Raw genomic sequence first — 26,172 nt, 5'->3', positions numbered from 1 at the left:
GGCCCGCCGTCCCGGATTCGGCGCCCGCGCTACGCGCCGTCGGGGCGCGCGAGACGGTCCTACGACTCCCGCCGCGCCCCGGTCTCCTCGGCGGCCCGCCACTCCTCGAAGGGGACCACGTCCTTCAGGAAACCCCGCACCCCGAGGAACTGCGACAGGTGCTCGCGGTGCTCCTCGCAGGCCAGCCAGGTCTTGCGCCGCTCGGGCGTATGGACCTTGGGGTTGTTCCAGGCCAGCACCCACTCGGCGGCGGCACGGCAGCCCTTGGCCGAGCAGATCGGGGTCTCGTCGCTCACGGTCTTCGTCTCGGTTCGTCTCGTCGAGGGCGGAAAACGAAAAGGGAAAAAGGGGCGGAAAACAAGGCGACGCCGGGCAGCCACGGGGGGAGCTGCCCGGCGTCGGTCCGTCGCTCCGACGGGGGATGCGGAGCGCCTACGCAGTATGTCACGGGTACCCCGTCGCCCGGGACCGGAACAGCTAGATTGATCTGAGGTTTTCTTGAGCTGCCGGGTGACCGCCTGCGCGGGTCCCGCGTCCGCCGTGGTCAGACCGGTTCGGGACGCTCGCCGCCCGCCCCGGCCGCCTGGTTCGTCGGCATGTCGCGCGGTGCGGAATCCCGTACGGCGCCCGTCCGTTCGTCCTCGGCCGGCGTGGCGGCGATCATCGGACGCATCGGCGTGGTGACGAACGTGGAGGGAAGCGTGGGCGGCCGCTCGCGGCCCGCGTTGGCGATCACCACGGCGACATAGGGCAGCAGCGCGCCGAGCACGAGCGCCACGATCGCGACGTACCGCTCGACGTTCCACAGCGAGACCGCGAGGATCACCGACAGGGTACGGACCGCCATCGAGATCACGTACCGCCGCTGGCGGCCCCGGACATCCTCGGCGAGTCCCGTCCGGGCGCCCGTGATCCGGAACACCTGGACGCCGCCGCCGTGCTGCTTCCGCATCGCCATTCACCATCCGCCCGCATCGGACCCGTCCCGGCCCGCACCCCCGTCCGCACACCCGGCCGGGCCACCCCCCACGTTACGCCGCCCCCGCGCCGCCTTCGAGGCCGGGTCGGCCCCTGCCTGCGACGACGTCCCGGGCCGTGACGCGTACGGGGGAGGCCGACATGCGCCGTACGGCGCAGCGCACCACACTGGCCGTAATGCTCACGTCGAGCCGTACAAGGAGGCAGCCATGGGCTGGTTGTGGGCGATCATCGTGGGATTCGTGCTCGGCATCATCGCCAAGGCGGTCATCCCGGGCAAGCAGCACAGCCCGCTCTGGCTGACCACCATCTGCGGCATCCTGGGCGCCATCGTGGGCAACGCGATCGCCCGCGCGGTCGGCGTGTCGGAGACCCGGGGCATCGACTGGAGCCGGCACATCTTCCAGCTCGTGGCGGCGATCGTCATCGTCGCGGCCGTCGACGCCCTCTACATGGCGACGCTCGGCAAGAGGAAGCACCGGGCCCGGGTGTAGGGGCGCGGACCTCCCGTCACGGGTCTCCCACGCCCCTGCCGCGCGCGGCGTCACCCGGCGACGATCTCCACCGCGGCCAGGTTCTTCTTCCCGCGCCGCAGCACCAGCCAGCGCCCGTGCAGCAGGTCCCCGGCCGCCGGGACGAAGTCCTCCGCGGTGACCTTCACGTTGTTGACGTACGCCCCGCCCTCCTTCACCGTCCGCCGGGCCGCGGACTTGCTGGGGACCAGGCCGACCTCGGCGAGCAGGTCGACCACCGGGGCCGGCGCGGCGACCCGCGCGTGCGGCACCTCCGACAGCGCCGCGGCCAGCGTCCGCTCGTCCAGCTCCGCCAGCTCGCCCTGGCCGAACAGCGCCTTGGACGCGGCGATCACCGCGGCCGTCTGGCCGGCGCCGTGCACCAGGGTGGTCAGCTCCTCGGCGAGCGCCCGCTGCGCCGCCCGGGCCTGCGGACGCTCCTCGGTCTGCCGCTCCAGCTCCTCCAGCTCCTCGCGGGACTTGAAGGACAGGATGCGCAGGTAGCGGGAGATGTCCCGGTCGTCCACGTTCAGCCAGAACTGGTAGAACGCGTACGGCGTCGTCATCTCCGGGTCGAGCCAGACGGCACCGCCCTCGGTCTTGCCGAACTTGGTGCCGTCCGCCTTGGTCATCAGCGGGGTGGCCAGGGCGTGCACCGATGCCTCGGGCTCCAGCCGGTGGATCAGGTCCAGACCGGCCGTGAGGTTGCCCCACTGGTCGCTGCCGCCCTGCTGGAGCGTGCAGCCGTAGCGCCGGTACAGCTGCAGGAAGTCCATGCCCTGCAGGAGCTGGTAGCTGAACTCGGTGTAGCTGATGCCCTGGTCGGACTCCAGGCGGCGGGCCACGGAGTCCTTGGTCAGCATCTTGTTGACGCGGAAGTGCTTGCCGATGTCCCGCAGGAACTCGATCGCGGAGAGGCCGGCGGTCCAGTCCAGGTTGTTGACCATGACCGCCGCGTTCTCGCCCTCGAAGGACAGGAACGGTTCGATCTGGCCGCGCAGCCGGTCCACCCAGCCGGCCACCGTCTCCGGGTCGTTCAGCGTGCGCTCGGCCGTCGGGCGCGGGTCGCCGATCAGGCCCGTGGCGCCGCCGACGAGCGCCAGCGGCCGGTGCCCGGCCTGCTGGAGCCGGCGCACGGTGAGCACCTGCACCAAGTGCCCCACGTGCAGCGACGGCGCCGTCGGGTCGAAACCGCAATAGAACGTGACGGGACCGTCCGCGAGCGCCTTGCGCAATGCGTCCTCGTCGGTGGACAGGGCGAACAGCCCGCGCCACTTCAGCTCGTCGACGATGTCCGTCACGGTTCTCGTGTCTCCTCGATGATCTTCCGGCAGCCGGGTGACACCCGACCACGAACGCCTACGAGGTTATACGCCCTGGCTGACAGAGCTCATGTTGAAATCCGGGACCCGCAGCGCGGGCATCGCGGCCCGGGTGAACCAGTCGCTCCACTCGCGCGGCAGCGTCTTCTCCGTCCGCCCGGCCTCGGTGGCCCGGCCCAGCAGGTCCACCGGCGACTCGTTGAACCGGAAGTTGTTCACCTGCCCGGTCACCTCGCCGTTCTCCACCAGGTAGACGCCGTCCCGGGTCAGGCCCGTCAGCAGCAGGGTCGCCGGATCGACCTCGCGGATGTACCACAGGCAGGTCAGCAGCAGCCCGCGCTCGGTGTCCGCGACCATCTGCTCCAGCGAGCGGTCGCAGCCGCCGTCCAGGATCAGGTTGCCGAGCGCGGGGGCGACCGGGAGCCCGGTCAGGCCCGCGCTGTGCCGGGTCGTCGTCAGGTGCTTCAGCACGCCCCGGTCGACCCACTCGGTCGCGTGCGCGGGCAGCCCGTTGTCGAACACGGACAGGTCGCCGCCGGAGGAGTGGGCGATCACGAACGGCGGGCACTCCAGCCCCGGCTCGTCCGGGTCGCTGCGCAGGGTCAGCGGCAGCTCCGAGAGCCGCTCGCCGATCCGGGTGCCGCCGCCCGGCTTGGAGAACACCGTCCGCCCCTCGGCCGCGTCCCGGCCGGAGGCGGACCACAGCTGGTAGATCAGCAGGTCCGCGACCGCGGTCGGCGGCAGCAGCGTCTCGTACCGGCCCGCGGGCAGGTCTATGCGCCGCTCGGCCCAGCCGAGCCGTACGGCCAGCTCGGCGTCGAGCGCGCCGGGGTCGACGTCCTTGAAGTCCCGGGTGGACCGGCCGGCCCACGCCGAGCGGGCGCGGTCGGGGGACTTGGCGTTCAGCTCCAGCGTGCCGGTGGGCTGGTCGTGCCGCAGGCGCAGCCCGGTGGACGTGCCCACGTACGTCGACACCAGTTCGTGGTTGGCGAAGCCGTACAGTTCCCGGCCGCCCGCACGCGCGCGTGCGAAGGCCTCGCCGAGCGCCGGCGCGAAGTCGGCGAACACCGCGGAGGAGGTCTTGGCGGGCGCGTCCGTGAAGTCGGGGGACTGGGGCGCCCCGCCCACCAGCGGCTGCGCGTCCTCGGCGGGACCGGCGCCGCGCGCGGCGGCCTCGGCGGCCCGCACCAGCGGTTCCAGCTCCCCGGCGGTGACCGCCGACCGGGACACCACCCCCGAGGCGGTGCCCTCCTTGCCGTCCACGGTCGCGATCACGGTGAGCGTACGGCCCCGGGTCACCCCGTTGGTGGTGAGCGCGTTGCCCGCCCAGCGCAGGTTGGCGGTGGAGTGCTCGTCGGCGATGACGACGCAGCCGTCGGCGCGGGAGAGCGCCAGCGCCTGCTCGACGATCTCGTGCGGCTTGTGGGTACGGGCGCTCATCGACCGGCCTCCTGCGTGGTGTTCAGAATGTTGACGCCCTTGAAGAGGGCCGACGGGCAGCCGTGGGACACGGCGGCGACCTGCCCCGGCTGGGCCTTGCCGCAGTTGAAGGCGCCGCCGAGGACATAGGTCCCCGGTCCGCCGACGGCGGCCATGGAGCCCCAGAAGTCGGTGGTCGTGGCCTGGTAGGCGACGTCCTTCAGCTGGCCGGTGATCCGCCCGTTCTCGATCCTGAAGAAGCGCTGGCCGGTGAACTGGAAGTTGTACCGCTGCATGTCGATCGACCAGGACCGGTCGCCGACGACGTAGATGCCCCGGTCGACGCCCCCGATCAGGTCCTCCGTGGACAGCCCGGCGGGGTCCGGCCGCAGCGAGACGTTGGCCATGCGCTGCACCGGCACATGGGCGGGGGAGTCGGCGTAAGCGCACCCGTTGGACCGCTCGAACCCGGTCAGCCGCGCCGTCCGCCGGTCCAGCTGGTAGCCGACCAGGGTGCCGTCCTTCACCAGGTCCCAGGACTGCGCCGCCACGCCCTCGTCGTCGTAGCCGATGGTCGCGAGGCCGTGCTCGGCGGTGCGGTCGCCGGTGACGTTCATCAGCTCGGAGCCGTAGCGCAGCCTGCCGAGCTGGTCGAAGGTGGCGAAGGAGGTGCCGGCGTAGGCGGCCTCGTAACCGAGGGCGCGGTCCAGCTCCGTGGCGTGGCCGATGGACTCGTGGATGGTCAGCCACAGGTTGGACGGGTCGACCACCAGGTCGTACAGGCCCGGCTCCACGCTGGGCGCCCGCATCTTCTCGGCGAGCAGCTCGGGCATCCGCGCCAGCTCGTCCTCCCAGTCCCAGCCGGTCCCGGTCAGGTACTCCCAGCCGCGCCCCACCGGCGGGGCGAGGGTGCGCATGGAGTCGAACTCGCCGCTCGCCTCGTCGACGGAGACGGCGGTCAGCTGCGGGTGCAGCCGTACCCGCTGCTGCGTGGTGACCGTCCCGGCGGTGTCCGCGTAGAACTTGTTCTCGTGCACGGTGAGCAGCGAGGCGTCGACGTGGTCGACGCCGGGCGCGGCCAGCAGCCGGCCGCTCCACTGCGCGAGCAGCGCCGACTTCTCCTCGTCCGGAACCGAGAACGGGTCGATCTCGTACGAGGAGATCCACGTCTTGTCGGCGTGCACCGGCTCGTCGGCCAGCTCCACGCGTTCGTCCGAGCCGGCGGCCTTGATCACCTGCGCGGACAGCTTGGCCATGGCGACCGCCTGGGAGGCGACCCGGGCGGCGGCGTCCATGGTCAGGTCCACCCCGGACGCGAAGCCCCACGTGCCGCCGTGCACCACCCGGACCGCGTACCCGAGGTCGGTGGTGTCCGACGATCCGGCGAGCCGTGCGTCCCGCAGCCGCCAGGAGGCGCTGCGCACCCGCTCGAACCGGAAGTCCGCGTGCTCGGCCCCCAGCGCACGCGCGCGTGCCAGCGCGGCGTCGGCGAGGGCGCGTAGGGGAAGCGCCGTGAAGGCTTCGTCGATGGAATGAGGCACGGAGGTCTCCCTGCTGTCGTGGCCTGTCGGGTCCGATCATGTCCCGGGACCGGCCCGGCGGACCACAGGTTTGGGTCCCCCGCGACCGCGTTCTGTAGGGATCCGACAGCGACACCCCCGAGCCACTGTCGGTGCCCGCTTGCCCTCGGGAGCGGCGGTACCGATAGGTTTCCGATGAAGCCGCCTGCCGCCCAGGAGCCCGGGCGGATGTGCAAGACCGCTATCGAAAGGGTGATCCGTTGAGCCGCTCGGTTCTCGTCACCGGAGGCAACCGGGGCATCGGCCTCGCCATCGCCCGCGCTTTCGCCGACGCCGGCGACAAGGTCGCGATCACGTACCGCTCGGGTGAGCCGCCGGCCGGTTTCCTGGCCGTCAAGTGCGACATCACCGACCCGGAGCAGGTGGAGCAGGCCTACAAGGAGATCGAGGACCGGCACGGTCCGGTCGAGGTCCTGGTCGCCAACGCCGGCGTCACCAAGGACCAACTCCTGATGCGCATGTCCGAGGAGGACTTCACCTCGGTCATCGACACGAACCTCACCGGCACCTTCCGGGTCGTCAAGCGCGCCAACCGCGGCATGCTGCGGGCCAAGAAGGGCCGCGTCGTCCTGATCTCGTCCGTGGTCGGCCTGCTCGGCTCGGCGGGCCAGGCGAACTACGCCGCCTCCAAGGCCGCGCTGGTCGGCTTCGCGCGTTCCCTCGCCCGGGAGCTGGGCTCGCGCAACATCACCTTCAACGTCGTCGCGCCCGGTTTCGTCGACACCGACATGACCAAGGTGCTCAGCGACGAGCAGCGCCAGGGCATCGTCGCGCAGGTACCGCTCGGCCGGTACGCGCAGCCGGAGGAGATCGCCGCGACGGTGCGGTTCCTCGCGTCCGACGACGCCTCGTACATCACTGGAGCCGTCATCCCGGTTGACGGCGGACTGGGAATGGGTCACTGATCACCATGAGCGGAATCCTCGAGGGCAAGCGCGTCCTGATCACCGGTGTGCTGATGGAGTCCTCCATCGCCTTCCACGCCGCCAAGCTGGCCCAGGAGCAGGGCGCCGAGATCATCCTGACCGCGTTCCCGCGGCCCACGCTGACCGAGCGCATCGCCAAGAAGCTGCCGAAGCCGACCAAGGTCATCGAGCTGGACGTCACCAACGAGGAGCACCTCGGGCGCCTCGCGGACGTCGTCGGCGAGGAGCTGGGCGGCCTGGACGGCGTCGTGCACTCCATCGGCTTCGCGCCGCAGGACGCGCTCGGCGGCAACTTCCTCAACACGCCGTTCGAGTCGGTCGCCACCGCCATGCACGTCTCGGCGTTCTCCCTGAAGTCGCTGACCATGGCCTGCCTGCCGCTGATGCAGAACGGCGGCTCGGTCGTCGGCCTCACCTTCGACGCGCAGTACGCCTGGCCGCAGTACGACTGGATGGGCCCGGCCAAGGCCGCCCTGGAGGCCACCAGCCGCTACATGGCCCGCGACCTGGGCAAGCAGAACATCCGCTGCAACCTGATCTCGGCGGGCCCGATCGGCTCCATGGCCGCCAAGTCCATCCCGGGCTTCAGCGATCTGGCCTCCGTGTGGGACACCCGTTCCCCGCTGGAGTGGGACCTGAAGGACCCGGAGCCGGCCGGCCGCGGCATCGTCGCGCTGCTGAGCGACTGGTTCCCGAAGACCACAGGCGAGATCATCCACGTCGACGGCGGTCTGCACGCCATCGGCGCCTGAGGCACCGCCCGGGGCCTCACGAGGCCCCGCCGACGCCCCGTTCCCCGCCGCGCCGCGGGGAGCGGGGCGTCCGTCGTCGGCCACCGGGTGCCGGGTGTCACCCGTTCGGCTCACCGGCCGGGCCGCCGCCGCGCCGGCGGCGCACCCTATGAGTACGCCTTCGCGGACGCGCCGTGCCGAAACCTCCGGATGACGCGTCCGCCCGCACGACCCTCCGCTGCCCGGCCGAGGAGGTCTCCTTGTGCGCCTGTTCCGCAGCATCGCCCCGGTGGCCGTGGCCCTGGCCCTCGTCCTGTCGCTGCCGTGCGAGGCGCTGCCGTACGACGGGCTGCCCCACGCGCGCGTGCGGGACGGCGAGTCACCGCCGCCGGTCCGGTTCGGCGCCTCCTGCCGTACGACCGTGCGCGGCTCCCAGGTGGTGGCCTACTGCCACAACCCCTATGTCGACATCGACCGCGTGCGGCTGCACATCGAGTGCGCCCGCTGGTGGGACATCGACACCGACAGCGCCCCGGCGGACGCCTGGCCGGCCATGACCGTACGGCTCACCGGCCGGTGCTGGAAGGAGGTCCGTTCGGTGTGGATCAGCCACCAGAAGGCGCGCTGAACCGGCCCGGATCGCACAGGAACGGATAGCTCGCCGCCTCCTCGGCCGCCGCCTCGGCGTCCCCCGTGCGGATCGCGTCCACCAGGCGCGCGTGGTCCATGTGGGTCTCCGGGGTCAGCTCCGCCCCGACGTCCGCGCGCAGCCAGTCGCGCAGCACCTCGCCCAGATCGGCGTACATCGCCACCATCACGTCGTTGTGGGACGCGGCCACCACCGCCAGGTGGAAGGTGGCGTCGGCCGCCACGAAGGCCTCCGTGTCGCCGGTCTCCCACACCTGCTCGCGCCGGACCAGCAGCGCGTCCAGCTGCTTGAGGTCCTTCTCGGTGCGCCGCTCGGCGGCGAGCTTCGCCGCGGCCGACTCCAGCGTGGAACGCAGCTCGGCGATGTGCCGCGGATCGGCGCCGGCGAAGCGGCGGTGCATCACCCCGGCCAGCTCGCTCGTGGCCACGACGTAGGTGCCCGAGCCCTGGCGGATGTCCAGCAGGCCGTTGTGCGCGAGCGCGCGGACGGCCTCGCGGACGGTGTTGCGGGCGACACCGAGCTGCTCGACCAGTTCCGGCTCGGTCGGGATGCGCGAGCCGACCGGCCACTCGCCGGAGGTGATCTGGTTGCGCAGTTCGGCGATGACCTGCTCGGACAGGGCCGAACGACGCGGGTGGCTCAAGGGCATGGCACACCTTCGCACGGGAGGACCGGGCGCGGAGGCTCCGGGGATGGACCGGCAATCATCCTATGATTCTATGATGGGCCTCATGGCTAGTGAGGAAACCCGGACAGTGGAGACCCGTACGGCGATGTCAGCGACCGAACGCGGTACGGCCCCCGCGACGAACACCCCCGAGACCACCCCGGGTGCGGGCCGCACGCGCGCGTGGGCCACCCGGCTGGTCGTCGTCGGCATCATGCTCTCCGCCCTGAACCTCCGGCCGGCCATCACGAGCCTCGGCGCGCTCCTCGAAGAGGTCCGCGACGGACTCGGCATGAGCGGCAGCGTGGCCGGACTGCTCACCTCCGTGCCCCCGCTGTGCTTCGCCGTCTTCGGAGTCATGGCACCACGCCTGGCCCGCCGCTTCGGACCGGCCGCCGTGGTGTGCGCCGGCATGGCCGCCATCGCCGCCGGCCTGGTCATCCGGCCGTACGTCGGCAACACGGCCGGATTCCTGGCCGCCAGCGCCCTCGCCCTGATGGGCATCGCGGTCAGCAACGTGCTGATGCCGGTCATCGTCAAGCGCTGGTTCCCCGACCGGGTCGGCTCCATGACCGGCCTGTACTCGATGGCCCTCGCCGCCGGCACCTCCCTCGCCGCCGCGCTGACCGTCCCGCTCACCGACGCCATGGGCGGCAACTGGCAGTCCGGCCTCGTCGTCTGGGCGGCCATCGCCGCCGCCGCCGTCCTGCCCTGGCTGCCGCTGCTCCGCGACCGCGGCGCCACCACCGCCGCCGCCGACGCCCGGCCGGAGGAGCCGGCACGGGACGCCGACGAGCCGCAGGCCCCGCTGCGCATCACCCGCAGCCGCACCGCCTGGTCGCTCGCCGTCTTCTTCGGCCTCCAGGCCACGGCGGCCTACATCACGATGGGCTGGATGCCGCAGATCTTCCGGGACGCCGGTGTCTCGGCCGGCACCGCCGGTGTGCTGCTCGCCGTCACCATGGTGATGGGCGTGCCGCTGGCCTTCATCATTCCCCGGGTCGCCACGCGCCTGCCCCACCAGGGGCCGATCGTCCTGGTGCTGGGCGTCTGCGGGCTCGCCGGATACGCCGGGCTCTACCTCGCGCCGGCCGGCGGCGCCTGGGCCTGGGCCCTGCTGCTCGGCGTCTCCAACTGCGCCTTCCCGCTCGCCCTGACCATGGTCGGGATGCGCGCCCGCAGCGGTGCGGGCGTGGCCCAGCTGTCCGCGTTCGCCCAGAGCACCGGCTATCTGATCTCCATCCCCGGCCCGCTGCTGGTCGGCGTGCTCTACCAGCAGAGCGGCGGCTGGGGGCTGCCGATCGCGCTGATGGCCGCGCTGATGGTGCCGCAGATGGCGGTGGGTTTCGTGGCCGGGCGCGACCGCACGGTCGAGGACGAGGCGACGCGCTGACCCGGCCGGGGGTGCCCCGGCGCCGTCCTGGGGGCGGCGGGATGCGAGACTGGACGCATGCAGCCTGTGCTCGACCCGAACCCGCGAAACGGCCAGAAGAAGATGCTGCTCGTCTTCGGCGCGTTCCTCGCCATCTTCGTGATCATCGCCGTGGTGGCGACCATCGCGTCCCCGTGACGACGCCCCTCCCCGGCCCCCACGGAGCACCCGGCCGCCCGGGTCTTCCCGGCCGGATGGTGGGGCTGGCCCCCCCATCCCCTAGGGGGTCGGGGTCAGGGTCAACTGGGTGGGAATCCGGATGGGTTGGCGCCCCCGGAAGCCGTAGCTTCGAGGTGTGACCGCGACGGGCGGTCGCGGAACCTCGAAGACGCACGCACGGAGGCGACCATGCCGGCCCGCACCCCCTCCCGGCCCCTCCCGGCGACCACGGGCGGTGCCGGCACCCGGCTGCCCTGGTGGGCGCTCGCCCTGCCCGCCCTCGCGTTCGTCGCGCTGCTCACGCTGGTACTCAACCCCACGGACGCCCAGGCGGCCGGCGGCGACCCGGCGATCGCACGGCTGCTGGAGCGCGTCCAGCAGCTCGCCGCCCGCTGACGGCAAGCGTCCGCACGCCGTGAATCCGCATGTCAACTCCCTGCGCCGGGTGGTCCGTTTCGTGCGAAGCTGGATCTCATGAGCGTCGCAGAACCCCGCAGGATCGTCCTCTTCCGGCACGCGAAAGCCGACTGGCCCCAGGTTCCCGACCACGAGCGCCCGCTCGCCGAGCGGGGCCGCATGGACGCCCCCGTCGCCGGACGCAGGCTGGCCGACACCGACATCGCCTTCGACCTGGCCCTGTGCTCCACGGCGACCCGCACCCGCGAGACCTGGAAGCTCGCCGTCCAGGAGCTGGCGCACCGGCCGAGGACCGTCTATGAGGAGCGGGTCTACGAAGCCTCGCCCGGCGAGCTGATCGCCGTGCTCAACGAGGTGCCCGACGAGGTGCGCAACGTGATCCTCATCGGCCACAACCCGGGCGTGCACGGCCTGGCCGAGATCCTGGCGGGCTCGGCCGAGGGGGACGCCCGCGCCCGGATGAACCGCCGCGGTTTCCCCGCCGCCGCCTTCGCCCTGCTCTCCTTCGACGGCCATTGGAAGGGCGTCGAACCCGGCGTCGCCACCCTCACGGACTACTGGGCGCCCTCCGAGTGATCCGGCACCCCGCCCGGCCGGAAGCGTGGGGCCCGGCACCCGGCGGGGTGCCGGGCCCTCCCGGCGCTGCGGACGGCCGGTGGCCGGCCCGTCACGGACGGACGCGGCCCGGTCCGGCCCGGTTCAGCCCTCGTCGTGCGTGTCGGCCGCCTCGACCTCTTCCCGGGTGACGCCGAGGAGGTAGAGGACCGTGTCGAGGAAGGGGAAGTTCACCGCCGTGTGCGCCGCCTCCCGCACCACGGGCTTGGCGTTGAAGGCCACGCCCAGACCCGCCGCGTTCAGCATGTCCAGGTCGTTGGCGCCGTCACCGATCGCCACGGTCTGCGACAGCGGCACCCCGGCCTCCGCCGCGAACCGGCGCAGCAGCCGCGCCTTGCCCGCCCGGTCCACGATCTCCCCGACGACCCGCCCGGTCAGCTTGCCGTCGACGATCTCCAGCGTGTTGGCCTGCGCGAAGTCCAGCCCCAGCCGCTCCTTGAGATCGTCGGTGACCTGGGTGAAGCCACCGGAGACGACGCCCACCTGGTAGCCCAGCCGCTTCAGGGTGCGGATCAGGGTGCGGGCGCCCGGCGTCAGCCGGACCTGCCGGCGCACCTTCTCCACCACCGACGCGTCCAGCCCCTTCAGCAGCGCCACCCGCGCGTGCAGGGACTGCTCGAAGTCCAGCTCCCCGCGCATCGCCGCGGCGGTCACCTCGGCGACCTGGTCCTCGCAGCCGGCGTGCGCCGCGAACAGCTCGATGACCTCGTCCTGGATCAGGGTCGAGTCCACGTCCATGACCACCAGCCGCTGGGCCCGCCGGTGCAGGCCCGCCGAGACCACCGCGATGTCGACACCCAGTGCCGCGGCGTCGGAGGCCAGGGCCGTGCGCAGCGGCTCGGTCTCCACTCCGGAGACGGCGAACTCCACCGCCGTCACCGGGTACTTCGCGAGCCGGAAGATACGGTCGATGTTGCCGCCGGCCTTCGCGATCCGGGCGGCGATCGCGGCCGTCGACTCGGCGGTGAGCGGATGGCCCAGCACGGTCACCAGGGAGCGTCCGAGGCCGCGCGGGCGGTTGTCGCCGTGCCCGGAGATGATCTCGGCCTGCATCTTCACCGACTCGGCCCAGCTGTGCACGGTGGCCCGCAGGTCGCCCTCCAGACCGGCCGGCGGCTGGGTCACCAGGGCGCACAGCACCAGGCGGCCCCGGGTGACGACCTGCTCGATGTCGACGACGTCGACCAGGTAGGCGGCGAGGGTGTCGAAGAGGCCCGCCGTGATGCCCGGCTGGTCCTTGCCGAAGATCTTGACAAGGAGGGTGGGGACCTCGGGGGTCTGCGAAGCGGAGGTCTGCGAAGCGCTCATGGTGTCACCACCGTATCCGGCACCCGGTGCCTCCCGCCGCCGAGGTCCGCCTGACGGACACGGAACAATCGGCGGCGCCCCGGTGTCGGGGGCCTTACCGCCGGGAGGCGGCGCGGGCGCGGAACCCGGCGCCACCGCGCCCCACCACGAGCGTGCCACGCACCACGCGCGTCCGCCGCCCGTCCCGGCCACGCACCACGCGCGTCCGCCGCCCGTCCCGGCTGTGCCCGACGCGCGTCCGCCGCCCCGCGAACGCAGGGCACCGGCCCCGCCCCGCCCCGCCGCGCCGAGTGGCGTGATCCCGACGCCGGTGCCGGCCCCGGGAGCCCGCACCGCCCCCGCCGCACGCCCCTGCCGACTCCGCCGTACGCACCCCGGTGGGCCGGCCGACCCGCCGGCCCCGCCGCCCGCGGACGCCGGTGGCCCCGCTCGCCCCCTCGCCGCACCCGCCGACCTCCGCCCCGCTGCGCCCCCTCCACTTCCTCCACCCCCGTCACCAGGGCCAGTTGGAGCGCCCGGGCAACCCCTTGGCAAGGCCCGGGTTTCGGTCAGGCGGCCGCGCCTGGAATAGTTCCCCACGATGTTCGACATCCCTAGACTCCCCGCTACGGGGGCAATTCGGGGGACAACTCAGTGGGGCATGGAGTGCCGGAACTCGTACTGGAAACAAACGGACGGACCTGGACGCTCGATCCGTCCAGGCCTTACACCCTCGGCCGCGATCCGCAGGGTGACATCGTCTTCGACGACGCCAGGGTCTCCTGGCGGCACGCCACGGTCAGCTTCAACGGCCACAGTTGGGTCATCGAGGACCACGGCAGCACCAACGGCACGTACGCGCAGGGACGGCGGGTCCAGTACACGGAGATCGTCCCCGGCTCGTCGCTGCACCTCGGCAACGCGACCGACGGCCCGCGGCTGAACCTCTCGGCGGCCACCGCACCGGTCGGCGGCCCGGCACCGCAGCCGCAGTCGGCGGCCCCGTACGCCGCGCAGCCCGCCGGCGCCCCCGACTGGACCCGGCAGGCCCCCGCCCACCAGGCCATACCCCAGCAGGCGCCGACCCCACAGGCCCCGGCCCACCAGCAGGCCGTACCGCACCAGGCCCCGGCCGCGCACCAGGACCCGCACGCGGCCTGGCAGCAGCCCGGGCCCGCGGAGCAGTACGTCCAGAAGACGCCCGGCGGTGGCGCGGGGGCGCCGCCGGTCCACGGCGACCGCAGCCCGACCACGTTCCACCAGTTCGCGCTCGGCCGCGTGATGCGCATCGGCCGTGCCCTGGAGAACGACCTGGTCGTCTCCGACCTCCAGGTCTCCCGGAACCACGCCGAGTTCCACGCCACGCCCGACGGCCGCTTCGAGATCCGTGACCTCGGCTCGCACAACGGCACCTACGTCAACGGCCAGCCGATCCCCAAGGGCGGCTCGGCGCTGCTCGGCCCGAGCGACATCGTCGGCGTCGGCCACTCCACCTTCCGCATCGTCGGCGACCGCCTCGAGGAGTTCGTCGACACCGGTGAGGTCTCCTTCTCGGCCCGCCACCTGACCGTCACGGTCGACGGCGGCAAGCAGATCCTCAAGGACGTCTCCTTCGGAGTCCCCGAGAAGTCGCTGATCGCCGTCATCGGCCCGTCCGGCTCCGGCAAGTCCACCCTGCTCAAGGCGCTCACCGGCTACCGGCCCGCCAACCAGGGCGAGGTGCTGTACGACAACCGGAACCTGTACAAGCAGTTCGCCGAGCTGCGCCAGCGCATCGGCCTGGTGCCGCAGGACGACATCCTGCACCGCGAGCTGACCGTGCGGAAGGCCCTGAAGTACGCGGCCAAGCTGCGCTTCCCCGCCGACACCACGGCCAAGGAGCGCGATGCCCGCATCGACGAGGTGCTGCGCGAGCTGAAGCTCGACATCCACAAGGACAAGAAGGTCACCTCGCTCTCCGGTGGCCAGCGCAAGCGCGTCTCGGTCGCCCTGGAGCTGCTCACCAAGCCGTCGCTGATCTTCCTGGACGAGCCGACCTCCGGCCTCGACCCGGGCATGGACCGGGACGTCATGCAGCTGCTGCGCGGCCTCGCCGACGACGGCCGTACGGTCCTCGTGGTCACCCACTCGGTGGCCGAGCTGGCGTTGTGCGACAAGCTGCTGGTGATGGCCCCGGGCGGCGCGGTCGCCTACTTCGGCCCGCCCGAGGAGGCACTGAACTTCTTCGGCTACGACAGCTGGGCCGACGTCTTCTCCGCCTTCGAGAACTACCGCGACTACGACTGGGCGGGGCGCTGGAAGGGCTCGCAGCACTACCAGATGTACGCGGCGGAGATCGACGCCGTCGCCCCGCAGACCGGCCCCGTGCCCGTGCCGCAGGCCCTGAGGCCGCCCAAGCCGCAGAGCTGGGGCTCGCAGCTGATGACCCTCGTCCGGCGTTATGTGGCGGTCATCGCCTCCGACAAGGGCTTCCTGGCGCTCACGGTGCTGCTGCCCGCGGTCATCGGCGCGGTCAGCCTGCTGATCCAGCACGACCGAGGACTGCTGCCGAACCCGGTCAACCCCAAGACCCACCTGCCCGCCCCGAACGGCACCGCGACCACCGTCCTGCTGATCCTCGCGGTCGGCGCGTGCTTCGCGGGCGCCGCGAACTCGGTCCGCGAGCTGATCAAGGAGCGGGTGATCTACGAGCGGGAGCGCGCGACCGGCCTGTCCCGCTCGGCGTACCTGATGTCCAAGGTGGTCGTGCTCGGCGCCGTCACCATGTTCCAGGGCCTGCTGGTCGGCCTGATCGGCTTCGCCAGCCGCGAGATCCCCGGCGAGGGGCTGGTGCTCGGCGGCTCCACGCTGGTCGAGCTGTGCCTGCCGATCATGGCGCTGGGCTTCACCTCGATGATGGTCGGCCTGGTGATCTCCTCGCTGGTGAAGACCGCCGAGAAGACCATGCCGCTGCTCGTGATGTTCGCGATCGTCCAGGTCGTCTTCACCGGCTGTCTGTTCACCCTGCACGGCACGCTCGGCGTGAACGAGTTCTCGTACCTGATGCCGTCCCGCTGGGCGGTGGCCGCGGCCGGCACCACGCTGGACTTCAACGCCATCGCCCCGAACACCGACGACCCGGGCAGCACCGACCCGCTGTGGGACCACGCGGCCTCGGCCTGGGGCCTGGACATGCTCGTGCTGCTCGCGCTCGGCGCGGCCTGCGGTTTCTTCGTCTCCCGCTTCCTGCGCCGCCACGAGCCGGAGGTCATGCGCAAGTAACCGCGCCCGTACGACGCCGAAGGGCGGCGCCCCGGTCCCCGGGTGCCGCCCTTCGGCGCTTGCGTCGCTGAGGTCCGCGCCAGGCCTCAGTACGCGCTGTTGACGTTGTCGATCGAGCCGTACCGGTGCGCCGCGTAGTTGGCGGCGGCGGTGATGTTGGCGACCGGGTCGTAGATGTTCCAGGACGTGCCGGCCACGTGGTACGCGGTGAAGGTCGGCGGGATGACCTGGAGCAGGCCCTTGGACGGGATGCCGTTGACGGCGTTGACGTCCCAGTTATTGATGGCGAGGGGGTTGCCGGAGGACTCCCGCATGATGTTGCGGTGCAGCCCGTTGTAGCTGCCCGGGATGCCCTTGGCCTTCATGATGGACAGGGCCTGCCGGATCCAGCCGTCGAGGCTGTTGGAGTACGTCTTGGCGGCGACCGGCCGCATGGGCAGACGCGCGGTGGAGCGGGTGGCGGCCTGCACGGCGGAGTGCTGCCGGGCGGTCTTCGCGGTGGCGGCCCGCTTCTGCGCGGCGGCCTTGTCGGCGGCGTCGTCGTCGGCCTTCTTCCGCGCCGCGAGGGTGTCGAGCTTGACGCTGGTGGCGGCAAGCCGGCCGGTGACGGTGCCCTTGACGTTCTCCAGGACGGCGTCGGAGGCGACCTGCGCCGTCGCGGCCGGGGCGCCCGTGGTGACGGTGCCCTCGTGGCCGGCGGTGGCCGACAGGGCGAGGGCGGCGGTGCCGAACGCGGCGACGCCGGCGACGCCGGCGATCCTTCGCTGCTTGGCCAGCGTACGACTATGGGCTCGGGCGAGGATGTTCTTGGGCATGGCTGATGGACCTCTTCGATAGCGCGGAGGTCGCTCCTGCGTCCGCCGGGGGAATCGGCTCCTCCCGCACGAACGCCGCGGTGCGAATCCGCGGCGCTGAGCGACGAGGCAATTCTTAGCGGGCGCAAAATGCCCAGGCAAAGGTGTGACATACGATCCGGGATAGTGGATCAGGGAAGGGCAAAATAGGACAGACGGGGCCGTCGATCCCGTTCATGTGGACGGGGGTATCTCCTATGCGCTTTCGTACGTGATGTAGGCCCTATGCGCGGGCTCACATGGAATACCGGGAGTACTCACAGCCCGTTGCCACCGCAACGCGCGGCGTGAGGGCTCTCCTCCCACAGGATGAGACGGCCGGCGCCCGCCTCGTCCCCTGGGCAGAGCCCGCTCCGCACTCCCTCCCGCGCCCGGGGAAGCCCGGCCCCGCCACCTCTGTCCTCGCGGGCGCGGTACGCACGCGCGCGCGTACGCGTGTGCCGCCCCTCCCTCACCCCGGCGTGCCCGGGTCCTCCGCCCGCCCTAGGACCAGCGGACCAGATTCCGCCGTGACCGGACCGATCCGGGCTGTCGGACCCCGCCGGTACCGTGAGGACATGAGTCAAGGCCCCCGGTCCGGCCTCGCCGCGGTGAGTTCCGCGCTGCTGGCCATGAGCAGGCATCTGGAGGTGCGCGACGTCCTCAAGACGATCGTCGCCTCCGCCCGCGAGCTGCTCGACGCGCAGTACGCCGCCCTCGGCGTCCCCGACGACCACGGAGGCTTCGCCCAGTTCGTCGTGGACGGCGTCAGCGAGGAGCAGTGGCGTGCCATCGGCCCGCTCCCGCGCCAGCACGGCATCCTCGCCGCGATGCTGCGCGAGGCGAAGGCCGAGCGCCTCGCCGACGTGCGCGAGGACCCCCGCTTCGAGGGCTGGCCGGACGCCCACCCCGACCTGGCCGACTTCCTGGGCCTGCCGATCAGGGACGGCGAGGAGGTCATCGGGGCGCTCTTCCTCGCCAACAAGCGCTGCCCCAGGCCGGAGGGCGGCTGCGGCTTCACCCAGGACGACGAGGAACTGCTCTCCATCCTCGCCCAGCACGCCGCCATCGCCCTCACCAACGCCCGCCTCTACGAACGCAGCCGCGAGCTGACCATCGCCGAGGAACGCTCCCGCCTCGCCCACGAACTGCATGACGCGGTCAGCCAGAAACTGTTCTCGCTGCGCCTGACCGCCCAGGCAGCGGCGGCGCTCGTCGACCGCGACCCCGCCCGTGCCAAGGGCGAGCTGCACCAGGTGGCCTCGCTCGCCGCCGAGGCCGCCGAGGAGCTGCGCGCCGCCGTCGTGGAGCTGCGGCCCGCGGCGCTGGAGGAGGACGGGCTGATCGCCACCCTGCGCACCCAGATACAGGTCCTCGACCGCGCCCACTCGGCCCGCGTGAGCTTCGCCGGCAGTGGCTTCCGCGCCCTGCCCGCGGCCCAGGAGGAGGCCATGCTCCGGGTCGCCCAGGAGGCCCTGCACAACGCCCTGCGGCACTCCGGGGCGGCACATGTCCACGTCAGCGTGGGGCGGCGCGGCAACGGCGCCGTCCTGCGCGTCACGGACGACGGCGGCGGCTTCGACCCCACGGCGGTCCGCCGCGCCGGCCGCCACCTCGGCCTGGTCTCCATGCGGGACCGGACCAGTGGCGTCGGCGGCTCGCTGACCGTGGAATCGGCGCCCGGCAAGGGCACCACGATCGAGATGGAGGTCCCCGGTGGGTGAACCGATCAAGGTGCTGCTGGTCGACGACCACCAGGTCGTCCGCCGGGGCCTGCGCACCTTCCTGGAGGTCCAGGACGACATAGAGGTCGTCGGCGAGGCCGCCGACGGCGCCGAGGGAGTCGCCCGCGCCGAGGAACTGCGGCCCGACGTCGTCCTCATGGACATCAAGATGCCGGGCACGGACGGCATCGAGGCGCTGCGCAGACTGCGCGGACTCGGCCATCCCGCGCGCGTGCTGATCGTCACGAGCTTCACCGAGCAGCGCACGGTCGTCCCCGCCCTGCGCGCCGGGGCCGCCGGGTACGTCTACAAGGACGTGGACCCCGACGCCCTCGCCGGCGCCATCCGCTCCGTGCACGCCGGGCACGTCCTGCTCCAGCCGGAGGTCGCCGACGCCCTGCTCTCCCACGAGGAGGCGGGTGGCGGGCAGGGCAGGGGAGGATCGCTCACCGAACGGGAGCGCGAGGTGCTCGGCCTGATCGCGGACGGCCGCTCCAACCGGGAGATAGCCCGCGCCCTCGTCCTGTCCGAGAAGACCGTCAAGACGCACGTCTCCAACATCCTGATGAAACTGGACCTCGCCGACCGCACCCAGGCCGCGCTGTGGGCCGTACGCCACGGCGTGGCCGACTGACACGCCCGGCCGGTCCTCACCCACGGCAACACGGAGCGTCACCAACCGGGCTGAGATTCATACCGTCGTGGGAATGTCACCCGGATGGCGCATCCTCCGGCGATCCCCGCCGTTCCCCAGTGCGTGCCGCGGCGATCGCCGCGGGGGAACACCACAGGAGGGGCAGACAGTGAAGAACCTGAAGAAGGCGGCGGCCGCGACGATGGTGGCGGGTGGCCTGGTGGCCGCCGGCGCGGGCCTCGCCTCCGCCCAGAGCGGCGCCGCCGGCGCGGCCGTCGGGTCCCCGGGCGTCGGCTCGGGCAACGCCGCCCAGGTGCCGGTGCACGTCCCGGTGAACGCGGTCGGCGACAGCGTGAACGTCATCGGCGTGCTGAACCCGGCCTTCGGCAACCTCGGCCTCAACCACTGAGCCGGACCGCGAAGCGACCCCGGGCCTCCCGGACGCCGGGAGGCCCGGGGGCCACCCGGCGGACGCGGCTAGCGCGCCCCGCGCTCCCGCTCCTCCACGTACGCGTTGTACGCCGCCACCTGCGCCCGCCGCGCAGTCCGCTCCACCGGCCTGAGCGCCTCGGCCCGCGCCCGCATCTCCGCGGAGCTCACCGCGGCCCCGTGCCCGTTGCCGTGCGCCAGCGACACCAGCAGCCCCACCCGCTGCGCCAGCTCCAGCACCCGCACCGCCCGCGGCGGATACCCCGGCGCCAGCACCTCCCGGCCCCGCTCGGCCCGCGCCCGGTACGCGTCGATCGCCGCCTCGGCCACCGGACCCGACCCCGCGACGTCCAGCTTCGACAGCACCTCGGTCGCCTCCCGCAGCGCCTCGGCCAGCTCCCGCTCCGCCTCGCCCAGCGACGGCACGTCGGCCGGCGGCGCCTCGCGCACCGGCAGCACACGCCAGACCACCTCCACGTGCACATCGCCCTCGGGCCCGGCCTCGTACACCTCCGGCACCAGCCCGAACGCGGCACCGTGACAGACCACCGCCTCCTCGGCCTCCAGTGCCCGCGCGTTGAACTCCGGCGGACCGCTCAGCCCCAGCGGATGCCCCGGCGCCGGCAGCGCCACCCGCAGCCCGACCGCCCCCAGCGCGCGCAGCCGCCCCAGCGCGAGCGTCAGCCCGACCGGCGCCGGCTCACCGGGCAGCCCCTCCACCCGGTGCACCGCGTCCTCGCCCACGATGGCGAGGGCGGCGTCATCCGGAGCGACAAGTCCGGCCAAAAGGGCATTGCCCCAAGCTGCGAGGCGTCCTGAACGCGGTTCCGAGAGCATGCCCCCACCCTAAGGACCGGACCGATGGAATGGAGCGGGGCACTCGTGGCGTAGATTTCATAAGGGCTGCGCCCACCGGCGCGGGACCCCAGCCACAGGCGTACGCGACAGCCGAGACCGGCCACACTGCAAGGGGAGACAACGCGCTCATGAGCGATGTTCTGGAGCTTCAGGACGTATCCGTGGTCCGCGAGGGCCGGGCTCTGGTGGACCAGGTCTCCTGGTCGGTCAAGGAGGGCGAGCGCTGGGTCATCCTCGGCCCCAACGGCGCCGGCAAGACCACCCTCCTGAACGTCGCCTCCAGCTACCTCTACCCCAGCACCGGCACCGCCACCATCCTCGGCGAGACCCTCGGCAAGCCCGGCACCGACGTCTTCGAGCTGCGCCCCCGCATCGGCATGGCCGGCATGGCCATGGCCGACAAGCTCCCCAAGCGCCAGACCGTCCTGCAGACCGTCCTCACCGCCGCCTACGGCATGACCGCCGGCTGGCAGGAGGAGTACGAGGACGTCGACGAGCAGCGCGCCCGCGCCTTCCTCGACCGCCTCGGCATGAGCGACTACCTGGACCGCACGTTCGGCACCCTCTCCGAGGGCGAGCGCAAGCGCACCCTGATCGCCCGCGCCCTGATGACCGACCCCGAGCTGCTCCTGCTGGACGAGCCCGCCGCCGGCCTCGACCTCGGCGGCCGCGAGGACCTCGTCCGCCGCCTCGGCCGGCTCGCCCGCGACCCCATCGCCCCCTCGATGATCATGGTCACGCACCACGTCGAGGAGATCGCCCCCGGCTTCACCCACGTCCTCATGATCCGCCAGGGCAAGGTCCTCGCCGCCGGCCCCGTCGAGCTGGAACTGACCTCCCGCAACCTCTCCCTCTGCTTCGGCCTCCCGCTCGTGGTCGAGCAGGTCGGCGACCGCTGGACCGCCCAGGGCCTGCCCCTGTCCTGACCCCTCCCCTGCGCGCCCTGTCCGCCGCCCGGCCACGGCCCTACCATGACCATGTGGACATCGACGCATGGGTGTGGTGGCTCGTCGGCGCGGCGGCACTCGGAATCCCGCTCGTGGTCACCGCCATGCCGGAGTTCGGCATGCTCGCGGTGGGAGCCGTCGCGGCGGCGGTCGCCTCCGCCCTCGGCTTCGACGCCGTCGTCCAGGTCCTCGCGTTCGTCGTCGTCTCCGTCGCCCTCATCGCCGTCGTCCGGCCCATCGCCGCCCGGCACGGCCGGCAGCGCCCCCAACTCGCCACCGGCGTGGAGGCGCTGAAGGGCAGACAGGCCGTCGTCCTCGAACGGGTCGACGCGGCCGGCGGCCGGATCAAGCTCGCCGGAGAGGTCTGGTCGGCCCGTGCCCTCGACACCGGCCGCGCCTACGAAGTCGGCCAGGAGGTGGACGTCGTGGACATCGAGGGGGCCACCGCGATCGTCCTGTGAGGACAACTCACGGGGAACGGCACACGAGTTGCCCCGCGGTCTGACAGACTCGACCAGCAAGATCCTCAACAGTCATGAGATCTGCCGAAGGCGCCGAGGCGGAGAAGGGTACGGGGAGCGACGATGGAACCGGTCATCATCGTCCTGATCATCCTGGTGGTGTTGGTCTTCATCGCCCTGATCAAGACGATCCAAGTCATCCCACAGGCCAGCGCCGCCATCGTCGAGCGCTTCGGCCGTTACACACGGACGCTGAACGCGGGCCTGAACATCGTCGTCCCGTTCATCGACACCATCCGCAACCGCATCGACCTGCGAGAGCAGGTCGTACCGTTCCCGCCGCAGCCGGTGATCACCCAGGACAACCTGGTCGTGAACATCGACACGGTCATCTACTACCAGGTCACCGACGCCCGGGCCGCCACCTACGAGGTCGCCAGCTACATCCAGGCGATCGAGCAGCTCACCGTCACCACGCTGCGCAACATCATCGGCGGCATGGACCTCGAACGGACCCTGACCTCCCGCGAGGAGATCAACGCCGCCCTGCGCGGCGTCCTGGACGAGGCCACCGGCAAGTGGGGCATCCGCGTCAACCGAGTCGAACTGAAGGCCATCGAGCCGCCCACCTCCATCCAGGACTCGATGGAGAAGCAGATGCGCGCCGACCGGGACAAGCGGGCCGCGATCCTCCAGGCCGAAGGTGTCCGGCAGTCCGAGATCCTGCGCGCCGAGGGCGAGAAGCAGTCCCAGATCCTGCGCGCCGAAGGCGAGGCCAAGGCCGCAGCCCTGCGCGCCGAGGGCGAGGCCCAGGCCGTCCGCACGGTCTTCGAGGCCATCCACGCCGGCGACCCGGACCAGAAGCTGCTCTCCTACCAGTACCTCCAGATGCTCCCCAAGATCGCCGAGGGCGACGCCAACAAGCTCTGGATCGTCCCCAGCGAAATCGGCGACGCCCTCAAGGGCCTCTCCGGGGCCATGGGCAACTTCGGCTCCCTGGGCGGCGGTTCGGGTGGCGCAGGCTCCAACGGCGGCACGGAGCGCCGGGAGAAGCCCCCGATCGACTGAAGCACGTCCACCCCGCGCCCCGAACCGGGTGCGGGGAACCGTGCTCCACAACCGGCCCCCGGCCGCCGACGGACGGCACCCGGCAGACGCCTAGGCGGCATCCCGGGCGAGCCACTCGGGGAGCGCGGCGAGGTCCTCCTGCCCCAGCGAGAGCAACATGGCATCGGCAGGCGTGGGCTCGAACGGCTGCCGCAGCAGCGTCATCCCGGCTTCCTCCGGAGTCCGGTTCGCCTTGCGGTGATTGTCCTCCGCGCACGCGGCCACCGTGTTCAGCCACGTGTCCTGCCCGCCCTGCGCCCGCGGCACCACATGGTCCACGGTCGTGGCCCGGCGCCCGCAGTACGCGCACCGGTGCCGGTCCCGCACCAGCACCCCCCGCCGCGACCACGGCGCTCGTCTTCGGAACGGCACCCGTACGTACCGGCACAGCCGGATCACCCGGGGCGCGGGTATGTCCACATCCGCGCCGCGCATGCGCAGTTCGGGGTGGGCCTGCTCGACCACGGCCTTGTCCTGGAGCACCAGGACCACGGCTCGGTTCAGGGACACCGTCGACAGCGGCTCGAAACTCGCGTTCAGGACCAACGTGTCACGCATCCAGCCCACCTCCCGTGTGCGCCTGCCCACCCCCGGCGGGCTCGGATCAACTCTGGACGGGCGCGCCGGGATGGACAACGCAATAAAAAATGCCCGCCTCCGATCACTTCCAAGACAGGAGGCGGGCAAACGTTCAGTGAACGCCGAACCGGGTCGCGGTACGGCGCTCAGCCCTCGGCGGGGTTCTCGTACTCACCGATCAGCTGGGCGCGCGCGATGGTGTGGAACCGGAGGTTGAAGCCGACGAAGGCCGGCGAGGCGTCCGCGTCCGGACCCAGTTTCTCCTGGTCCACCGCGTACACCGTGAAGACGTACCGGTGCGGACCGTCCCCGGGCGGCGGAGCGGCACCGCCGAAGTCCCTCGTCCCGTAGTCGTTCCGCGCGTGCACGGCACCCTCGGGCAGCCCCTCGAAGGACCCGCCGCCCGCACCCGCCGGCAGCTCGGTCACCGAGGCCGGGATGTCGAACAGGACCCAGTGCCAGAACCCGCTGCCGGTCGGCGCGTCCGGGTCGTAGCACGTCACGGCGAAGCTCTTCGTCTCGGGCGGGAAGCCCTCCCAGCGCAGGTGCGGCGAGGTGTTGCCCTCCGCGTACACCTGGGCGCCCGCGAGCGTGGCGCCCTCCTCGACGTCCTCACTCGTCACCGCGAACGACGGAACGGGCGGATGGAAGTCATGGGGGAGCGGCCGCCGCTTGAGCTCGGTCACCTCGGTACCTCCTGATCGATGATCTGCAACCAGCGGCTCCGAGCCTAGAACCAGTTGCGCTTGCTGCCGACCTCGGACAGCCACTGGTTGAGGTACGCCGCCCAGTCGGTCCCCTGCCAGTCGTTCAGGCCCACCTGGAAGGACCGGTAGGTGTCCGAGCCCTCGCTGAACAGACCCGGCTTCTTGTCCATCTCCAGCACCACGTCCATGGCGTGCTCGTCCGCCACGAAGCTCAGCTCCACCTGATTCAGCCCCCGGTACTGCGCCGGCGGGAAGAACTCGATCTCCTGGTAGAACGGCAGCTTCTGCCGCGTACCCCGGATGAGACCGCGCTCCATGTCCGCGTTCTTGAACCGGAAGCCCAGCTGGACGAAGCCGTCCAGGATCGCCTTCTGCGCCGGCAGCGGGTGCACGTTGATCGGGTCCAGGTCGCCGGAGTCCACGGCCCGCGCGATCGCCAGCTCGGTGGTCACACCGATGTGCATCCCGTGCAGCGCCTGCCCGTCGATCATGGTGATGGGCGTCTCCCAGGGAATCTCCAGTCCGAACGGCACCGCGTGCACCGCACCCGCCTGGAGCTCGAAGGCACCGCCGAGCCGCACCTTCGTGAACTCGATGTCCTGCTTGTACTCCTGGTCGCCGCTCTCCACCTCCACCTTGGCCTGCAGCCCGACGGACAGCCCCTCGATGGTCTGGTTCACCGACCCGCCCTGGATCCGCACCTCGCCCTGGACGACGCCGCCCGGCACGACGTTGCCCTCGGTCAGCACCGTCTCGACCGACGCGCCGCCGGCCCCCAGGCTCGCGAGCAGCTTCTTGAACGCCATGGCACTCCCTTGACTAATGGACACCCTCGACCGGTACAAACGCGATCCGCCCGGGACCGGTTCCGTCGGCCCCGTACGCCCCCTGGACTACCCTCGGAGGGCATGATCGCGCCCCCGGACCGTACGCCACTGCCCCGCACCTTCTTCGACCGCCCGGTTCTGGAGGTCGCCCCGGACCTCCTCGGCCGCATCCTGGTCCGGGCCACCCCCGACGGCCCGATCGCCGTCCGCCTCACCGAGGTGGAGGCCTACGACGGCCCGAACGACCCCGGCTCGCACGCCTACCGGGGCCGCACCGCCCGCAACGCCGTGATGTTCGGCGAGCCCGGGCACGTGTACGTCTACTTCACCTACGGCATGTGGCACTGCATGAACCTGGTCTGCGGACCCGAGGGCCGGGCCAGCGCCGTCCTGCTGCGCGCCGGCGAGGTGGTGGAGGGAGCCGAGCTGGCCCGCAAACGACGCCTTTCGGCCAGGAACGACAAGGAACTGGCCAAGGGTCCCGCCCGCCTCGCGACGGCCCTCGGGGTCGACCGGGCCCTGGACGGCACGGACGCCTGCGCCCCGGGCGAGACCCCGCTGCGGATACTGACCGGCACGCGGGTTCCCACCGACCAGGTACGCAGCGGTCCCCGCACCGGTGTGGCGGGCGAGGGCGGCGACGGCGACCTCCACCCCTGGCGCTACTGGGTGGCGGACGACCCCACCGTCAGCCCCTACCGGGCCCATGTGCCGAGGCGCCGCCGGGGTTGACGCGGCGGGTCGAGGTGCGTAATGTGGCCCGAGCCGCTGAACCGGGTACGGCGTATGCCTGCAGCCGGAGCGGCCAACCCACTACCTAGCTCCACCCCCTCAGACGGGGTCGTTTCCGGCGCGCCCGCGCGCCCGAATTCGAACTCGTCAGACTCGATTATGAGACTCCGAGGGAATCGGCTAACGTAGTGAATGTCGAAAGGGCGGACGGCGAAAGCCGAAAGCCCCGAGACAATCCCGCCGACAGGGAATCGGACGCCGAAAGGATCTGATAGAGTCGGAAACGCCGGAAAGGGAAACGCGAGAGCGGGAACCTGGAAAGCACCGAGGAAATCGGATCGAGAAAAGATCTGATAGAGTCGGAAACGCAAGACCGAAG

Annotated in this window: 28 protein-coding genes; 16 read left to right on the top strand and 12 right to left on the bottom strand. The window is 71.9% G+C overall.

Annotation, left to right across the window (positions count from 1 at the left end):
* Positions 1-59: 59 nt before the first annotated feature.
* On the bottom strand, positions 60-296 hold the full coding sequence (locus tag ACZ63H_RS18060) for a hypothetical protein (protein WP_469866084.1): 237 nt from the start codon (positions 294-296) through the stop codon (positions 60-62).
* Between the two features lie 248 nt (positions 297-544).
* Positions 545-952 (bottom strand): DUF3099 domain-containing protein, encoded by a 408-nt coding sequence (locus ACZ63H_RS18055; RefSeq protein ID WP_469866082.1) that lies wholly within the window; start codon positions 950-952, stop codon positions 545-547.
* Between the two features lie 235 nt (positions 953-1,187).
* Between ACZ63H_RS18055 and ACZ63H_RS18050 the strand changes: the two genes are divergently transcribed.
* A complete protein-coding gene (locus ACZ63H_RS18050) occupies positions 1,188-1,472 on the top strand; it encodes a GlsB/YeaQ/YmgE family stress response membrane protein (protein ID WP_469866080.1) in 285 nt (94 codons plus the stop codon).
* Between the two features lie 50 nt (positions 1,473-1,522).
* Here ACZ63H_RS18050 and tyrS read toward each other — a convergent pair whose 3' ends face one another.
* The 3 genes from tyrS to ACZ63H_RS18035 all read right to left on the bottom strand — a co-directional run bounded on the left by tyrS (position 1,523) and on the right by ACZ63H_RS18035 (position 5,772).
* Positions 1,523-2,791: a tyrosine--tRNA ligase gene (tyrS, locus tag ACZ63H_RS18045; RefSeq protein WP_469866078.1), complete on the bottom strand. Its 1,269-nt coding sequence runs from the start codon at positions 2,789-2,791 to the stop codon at positions 1,523-1,525.
* 66 nt (positions 2,792-2,857) lie between these two features.
* Positions 2,858-4,252, bottom strand: coding sequence for a metallopeptidase TldD-related protein (locus tag ACZ63H_RS18040; protein WP_469866076.1), 1,395 nt, complete (start codon positions 4,250-4,252; stop codon positions 2,858-2,860).
* Positions 4,249-5,772 (bottom strand): TldD/PmbA family protein, encoded by a 1,524-nt coding sequence (locus ACZ63H_RS18035; protein ID WP_469866074.1) that lies wholly within the window; start codon positions 5,770-5,772, stop codon positions 4,249-4,251. Before ACZ63H_RS18035 ends, ACZ63H_RS18040 begins: the two co-directional genes overlap by 4 nt.
* 239 nt (positions 5,773-6,011) lie before the next feature.
* On the opposite strand from ACZ63H_RS18035, the gene fabG reads away from it, so the two are divergent.
* The 3 genes from fabG (at position 6,012) to ACZ63H_RS18020 (ending at position 8,096) form a co-directional block, all read left to right on the top strand.
* On the top strand, positions 6,012-6,716 hold the full coding sequence (gene fabG, locus ACZ63H_RS18030; RefSeq protein ID WP_467937534.1) for a 3-oxoacyl-[acyl-carrier-protein] reductase: 705 nt from the start codon (positions 6,012-6,014) through the stop codon (positions 6,714-6,716).
* A gap of 5 nt (positions 6,717-6,721) precedes the next feature.
* Positions 6,722-7,489: an enoyl-ACP reductase FabI gene (gene fabI / locus ACZ63H_RS18025; RefSeq protein WP_469866071.1), complete on the top strand. Its 768-nt coding sequence runs from the start codon at positions 6,722-6,724 to the stop codon at positions 7,487-7,489.
* Between the two features lie 241 nt (positions 7,490-7,730).
* Positions 7,731-8,096, top strand: a complete 366-nt coding sequence (locus tag ACZ63H_RS18020; protein WP_469866069.1) for a hypothetical protein — start codon at positions 7,731-7,733, stop codon at positions 8,094-8,096.
* Here the strand turns inward: ACZ63H_RS18020 and ACZ63H_RS18015 are convergent.
* The gene (locus ACZ63H_RS18015) at positions 8,074-8,766 is read right to left on the bottom strand and encodes a FadR/GntR family transcriptional regulator (RefSeq protein WP_469866067.1); all 693 of its coding nucleotides are present in this window, start codon (positions 8,764-8,766) and stop codon (positions 8,074-8,076) included. The genes ACZ63H_RS18020 and ACZ63H_RS18015 overlap by 23 nt on opposite strands.
* Positions 8,767-8,848: 82 nt before the next feature.
* On the opposite strand from ACZ63H_RS18015, the gene ACZ63H_RS18010 reads away from it, so the two are divergent.
* The 4 genes from ACZ63H_RS18010 to ACZ63H_RS17995 all read left to right on the top strand — a co-directional run bounded on the left by ACZ63H_RS18010 (position 8,849) and on the right by ACZ63H_RS17995 (position 11,368).
* Complete coding sequence (locus ACZ63H_RS18010; protein WP_469866065.1) at positions 8,849-10,177, top strand: CynX/NimT family MFS transporter; 1,329 nt, start codon at positions 8,849-8,851, stop codon at positions 10,175-10,177.
* A 57-nt stretch (positions 10,178-10,234) separates the two neighbouring features.
* Positions 10,235-10,354 (top strand): SGM_5486 family transporter-associated protein, encoded by a 120-nt coding sequence (locus ACZ63H_RS18005; protein ID WP_467937544.1) that lies wholly within the window; start codon positions 10,235-10,237, stop codon positions 10,352-10,354.
* Positions 10,355-10,564: 210 nt separating this feature from the next.
* Positions 10,565-10,771, top strand: coding sequence for a hypothetical protein (locus ACZ63H_RS18000; RefSeq protein ID WP_469866063.1), 207 nt, complete (start codon positions 10,565-10,567; stop codon positions 10,769-10,771).
* A 78-nt stretch (positions 10,772-10,849) separates the two neighbouring features.
* Positions 10,850-11,368 carry a SixA phosphatase family protein gene (locus ACZ63H_RS17995; protein ID WP_469866061.1) on the top strand — a complete coding sequence of 173 codons (519 nt, stop codon included), beginning with the start codon at positions 10,850-10,852 and terminating at the stop codon, positions 11,366-11,368.
* Between the two features lie 123 nt (positions 11,369-11,491).
* Here ACZ63H_RS17995 and serB read toward each other — a convergent pair whose 3' ends face one another.
* The gene (gene serB / locus ACZ63H_RS17990; protein WP_469866059.1) at positions 11,492-12,715 is read right to left on the bottom strand and encodes a phosphoserine phosphatase SerB; all 1,224 of its coding nucleotides are present in this window, start codon (positions 12,713-12,715) and stop codon (positions 11,492-11,494) included.
* 645 nt (positions 12,716-13,360) lie between these two features.
* Here serB and ACZ63H_RS17985 point away from each other — a divergent pair.
* Positions 13,361-15,955: an FHA domain-containing protein gene (locus ACZ63H_RS17985; protein ID WP_469866057.1), complete on the top strand. Its 2,595-nt coding sequence runs from the start codon at positions 13,361-13,363 to the stop codon at positions 15,953-15,955.
* A gap of 86 nt (positions 15,956-16,041) precedes the next feature.
* On the opposite strand, the gene ACZ63H_RS17980 is transcribed toward ACZ63H_RS17985, so the two are convergent.
* Positions 16,042-16,770, bottom strand: a complete 729-nt coding sequence (locus tag ACZ63H_RS17980) for a transglycosylase SLT domain-containing protein (protein WP_469866055.1) — start codon at positions 16,768-16,770, stop codon at positions 16,042-16,044.
* 596 nt (positions 16,771-17,366) lie between these two features.
* Between ACZ63H_RS17980 and ACZ63H_RS17975 the strand changes: the two genes are divergently transcribed.
* From ACZ63H_RS17975 to ACZ63H_RS17965, 3 genes are all read left to right on the top strand, one after another.
* A complete protein-coding gene (locus ACZ63H_RS17975; RefSeq protein ID WP_469866053.1) occupies positions 17,367-18,512 on the top strand; it encodes a GAF domain-containing sensor histidine kinase in 1,146 nt (381 codons plus the stop codon).
* Complete coding sequence (locus tag ACZ63H_RS17970) at positions 18,505-19,146, top strand: response regulator (protein ID WP_469866051.1); 642 nt, start codon at positions 18,505-18,507, stop codon at positions 19,144-19,146. Before ACZ63H_RS17975 ends, ACZ63H_RS17970 begins: the two co-directional genes overlap by 8 nt.
* A 169-nt stretch (positions 19,147-19,315) precedes the next feature.
* Positions 19,316-19,555 (top strand): chaplin, encoded by a 240-nt coding sequence (locus tag ACZ63H_RS17965; RefSeq protein WP_469866049.1) that lies wholly within the window; start codon positions 19,316-19,318, stop codon positions 19,553-19,555.
* Between the two features lie 68 nt (positions 19,556-19,623).
* On the opposite strand, the gene ACZ63H_RS17960 is transcribed toward ACZ63H_RS17965, so the two are convergent.
* Positions 19,624-20,412 carry a hypothetical protein gene (locus ACZ63H_RS17960; RefSeq protein ID WP_469866047.1) on the bottom strand — a complete coding sequence of 263 codons (789 nt, stop codon included), beginning with the start codon at positions 20,410-20,412 and terminating at the stop codon, positions 19,624-19,626.
* A gap of 149 nt (positions 20,413-20,561) precedes the next feature.
* Here ACZ63H_RS17960 and ACZ63H_RS17955 point away from each other — a divergent pair, with 149 nt between their 5' ends.
* From ACZ63H_RS17955 to ACZ63H_RS17945, 3 genes are all read left to right on the top strand, one after another.
* Positions 20,562-21,359 carry an ABC transporter ATP-binding protein gene (locus tag ACZ63H_RS17955; RefSeq protein WP_469866045.1) on the top strand — a complete coding sequence of 266 codons (798 nt, stop codon included), beginning with the start codon at positions 20,562-20,564 and terminating at the stop codon, positions 21,357-21,359.
* A 53-nt stretch (positions 21,360-21,412) separates the two neighbouring features.
* Positions 21,413-21,841: an NfeD family protein gene (locus ACZ63H_RS17950; protein WP_469866043.1), complete on the top strand. Its 429-nt coding sequence runs from the start codon at positions 21,413-21,415 to the stop codon at positions 21,839-21,841.
* Between the two features lie 123 nt (positions 21,842-21,964).
* Positions 21,965-22,909 carry an SPFH domain-containing protein gene (locus ACZ63H_RS17945; RefSeq protein WP_469866041.1) on the top strand — a complete coding sequence of 315 codons (945 nt, stop codon included), beginning with the start codon at positions 21,965-21,967 and terminating at the stop codon, positions 22,907-22,909.
* Positions 22,910-22,999: 90 nt separating this feature from the next.
* On the opposite strand, the gene ACZ63H_RS17940 is transcribed toward ACZ63H_RS17945, so the two are convergent.
* The 3 genes from ACZ63H_RS17940 to ACZ63H_RS17930 all read right to left on the bottom strand — a co-directional run bounded on the left by ACZ63H_RS17940 (position 23,000) and on the right by ACZ63H_RS17930 (position 25,040).
* Positions 23,000-23,506, bottom strand: coding sequence for an HNH endonuclease (locus ACZ63H_RS17940; protein WP_469866039.1), 507 nt, complete (start codon positions 23,504-23,506; stop codon positions 23,000-23,002).
* Positions 23,507-23,673: 167 nt separating this feature from the next.
* Positions 23,674-24,213, bottom strand: a complete 540-nt coding sequence (locus tag ACZ63H_RS17935; RefSeq protein WP_469866037.1) for a YbhB/YbcL family Raf kinase inhibitor-like protein — start codon at positions 24,211-24,213, stop codon at positions 23,674-23,676.
* A gap of 44 nt (positions 24,214-24,257) precedes the next feature.
* The gene (locus ACZ63H_RS17930) at positions 24,258-25,040 is read right to left on the bottom strand and encodes a sporulation protein (RefSeq protein ID WP_469866035.1); all 783 of its coding nucleotides are present in this window, start codon (positions 25,038-25,040) and stop codon (positions 24,258-24,260) included.
* Between the two features lie 102 nt (positions 25,041-25,142).
* Between ACZ63H_RS17930 and ACZ63H_RS17925 the strand changes: the two genes are divergently transcribed.
* Entirely contained in the window at positions 25,143-25,793 is a 651-nt protein-coding gene (locus tag ACZ63H_RS17925) for a DNA-3-methyladenine glycosylase (RefSeq protein WP_469866033.1), read from the top strand.
* Positions 25,794-26,172: the final 379 nt, after the last annotated feature.

Source organism: Streptomyces sp. NPDC104831, assembly GCF_055583025.1.
Note: the sequence above shows the minus strand (reverse complement) of the source record. Positions and strands in the feature narration are given on the sequence as shown.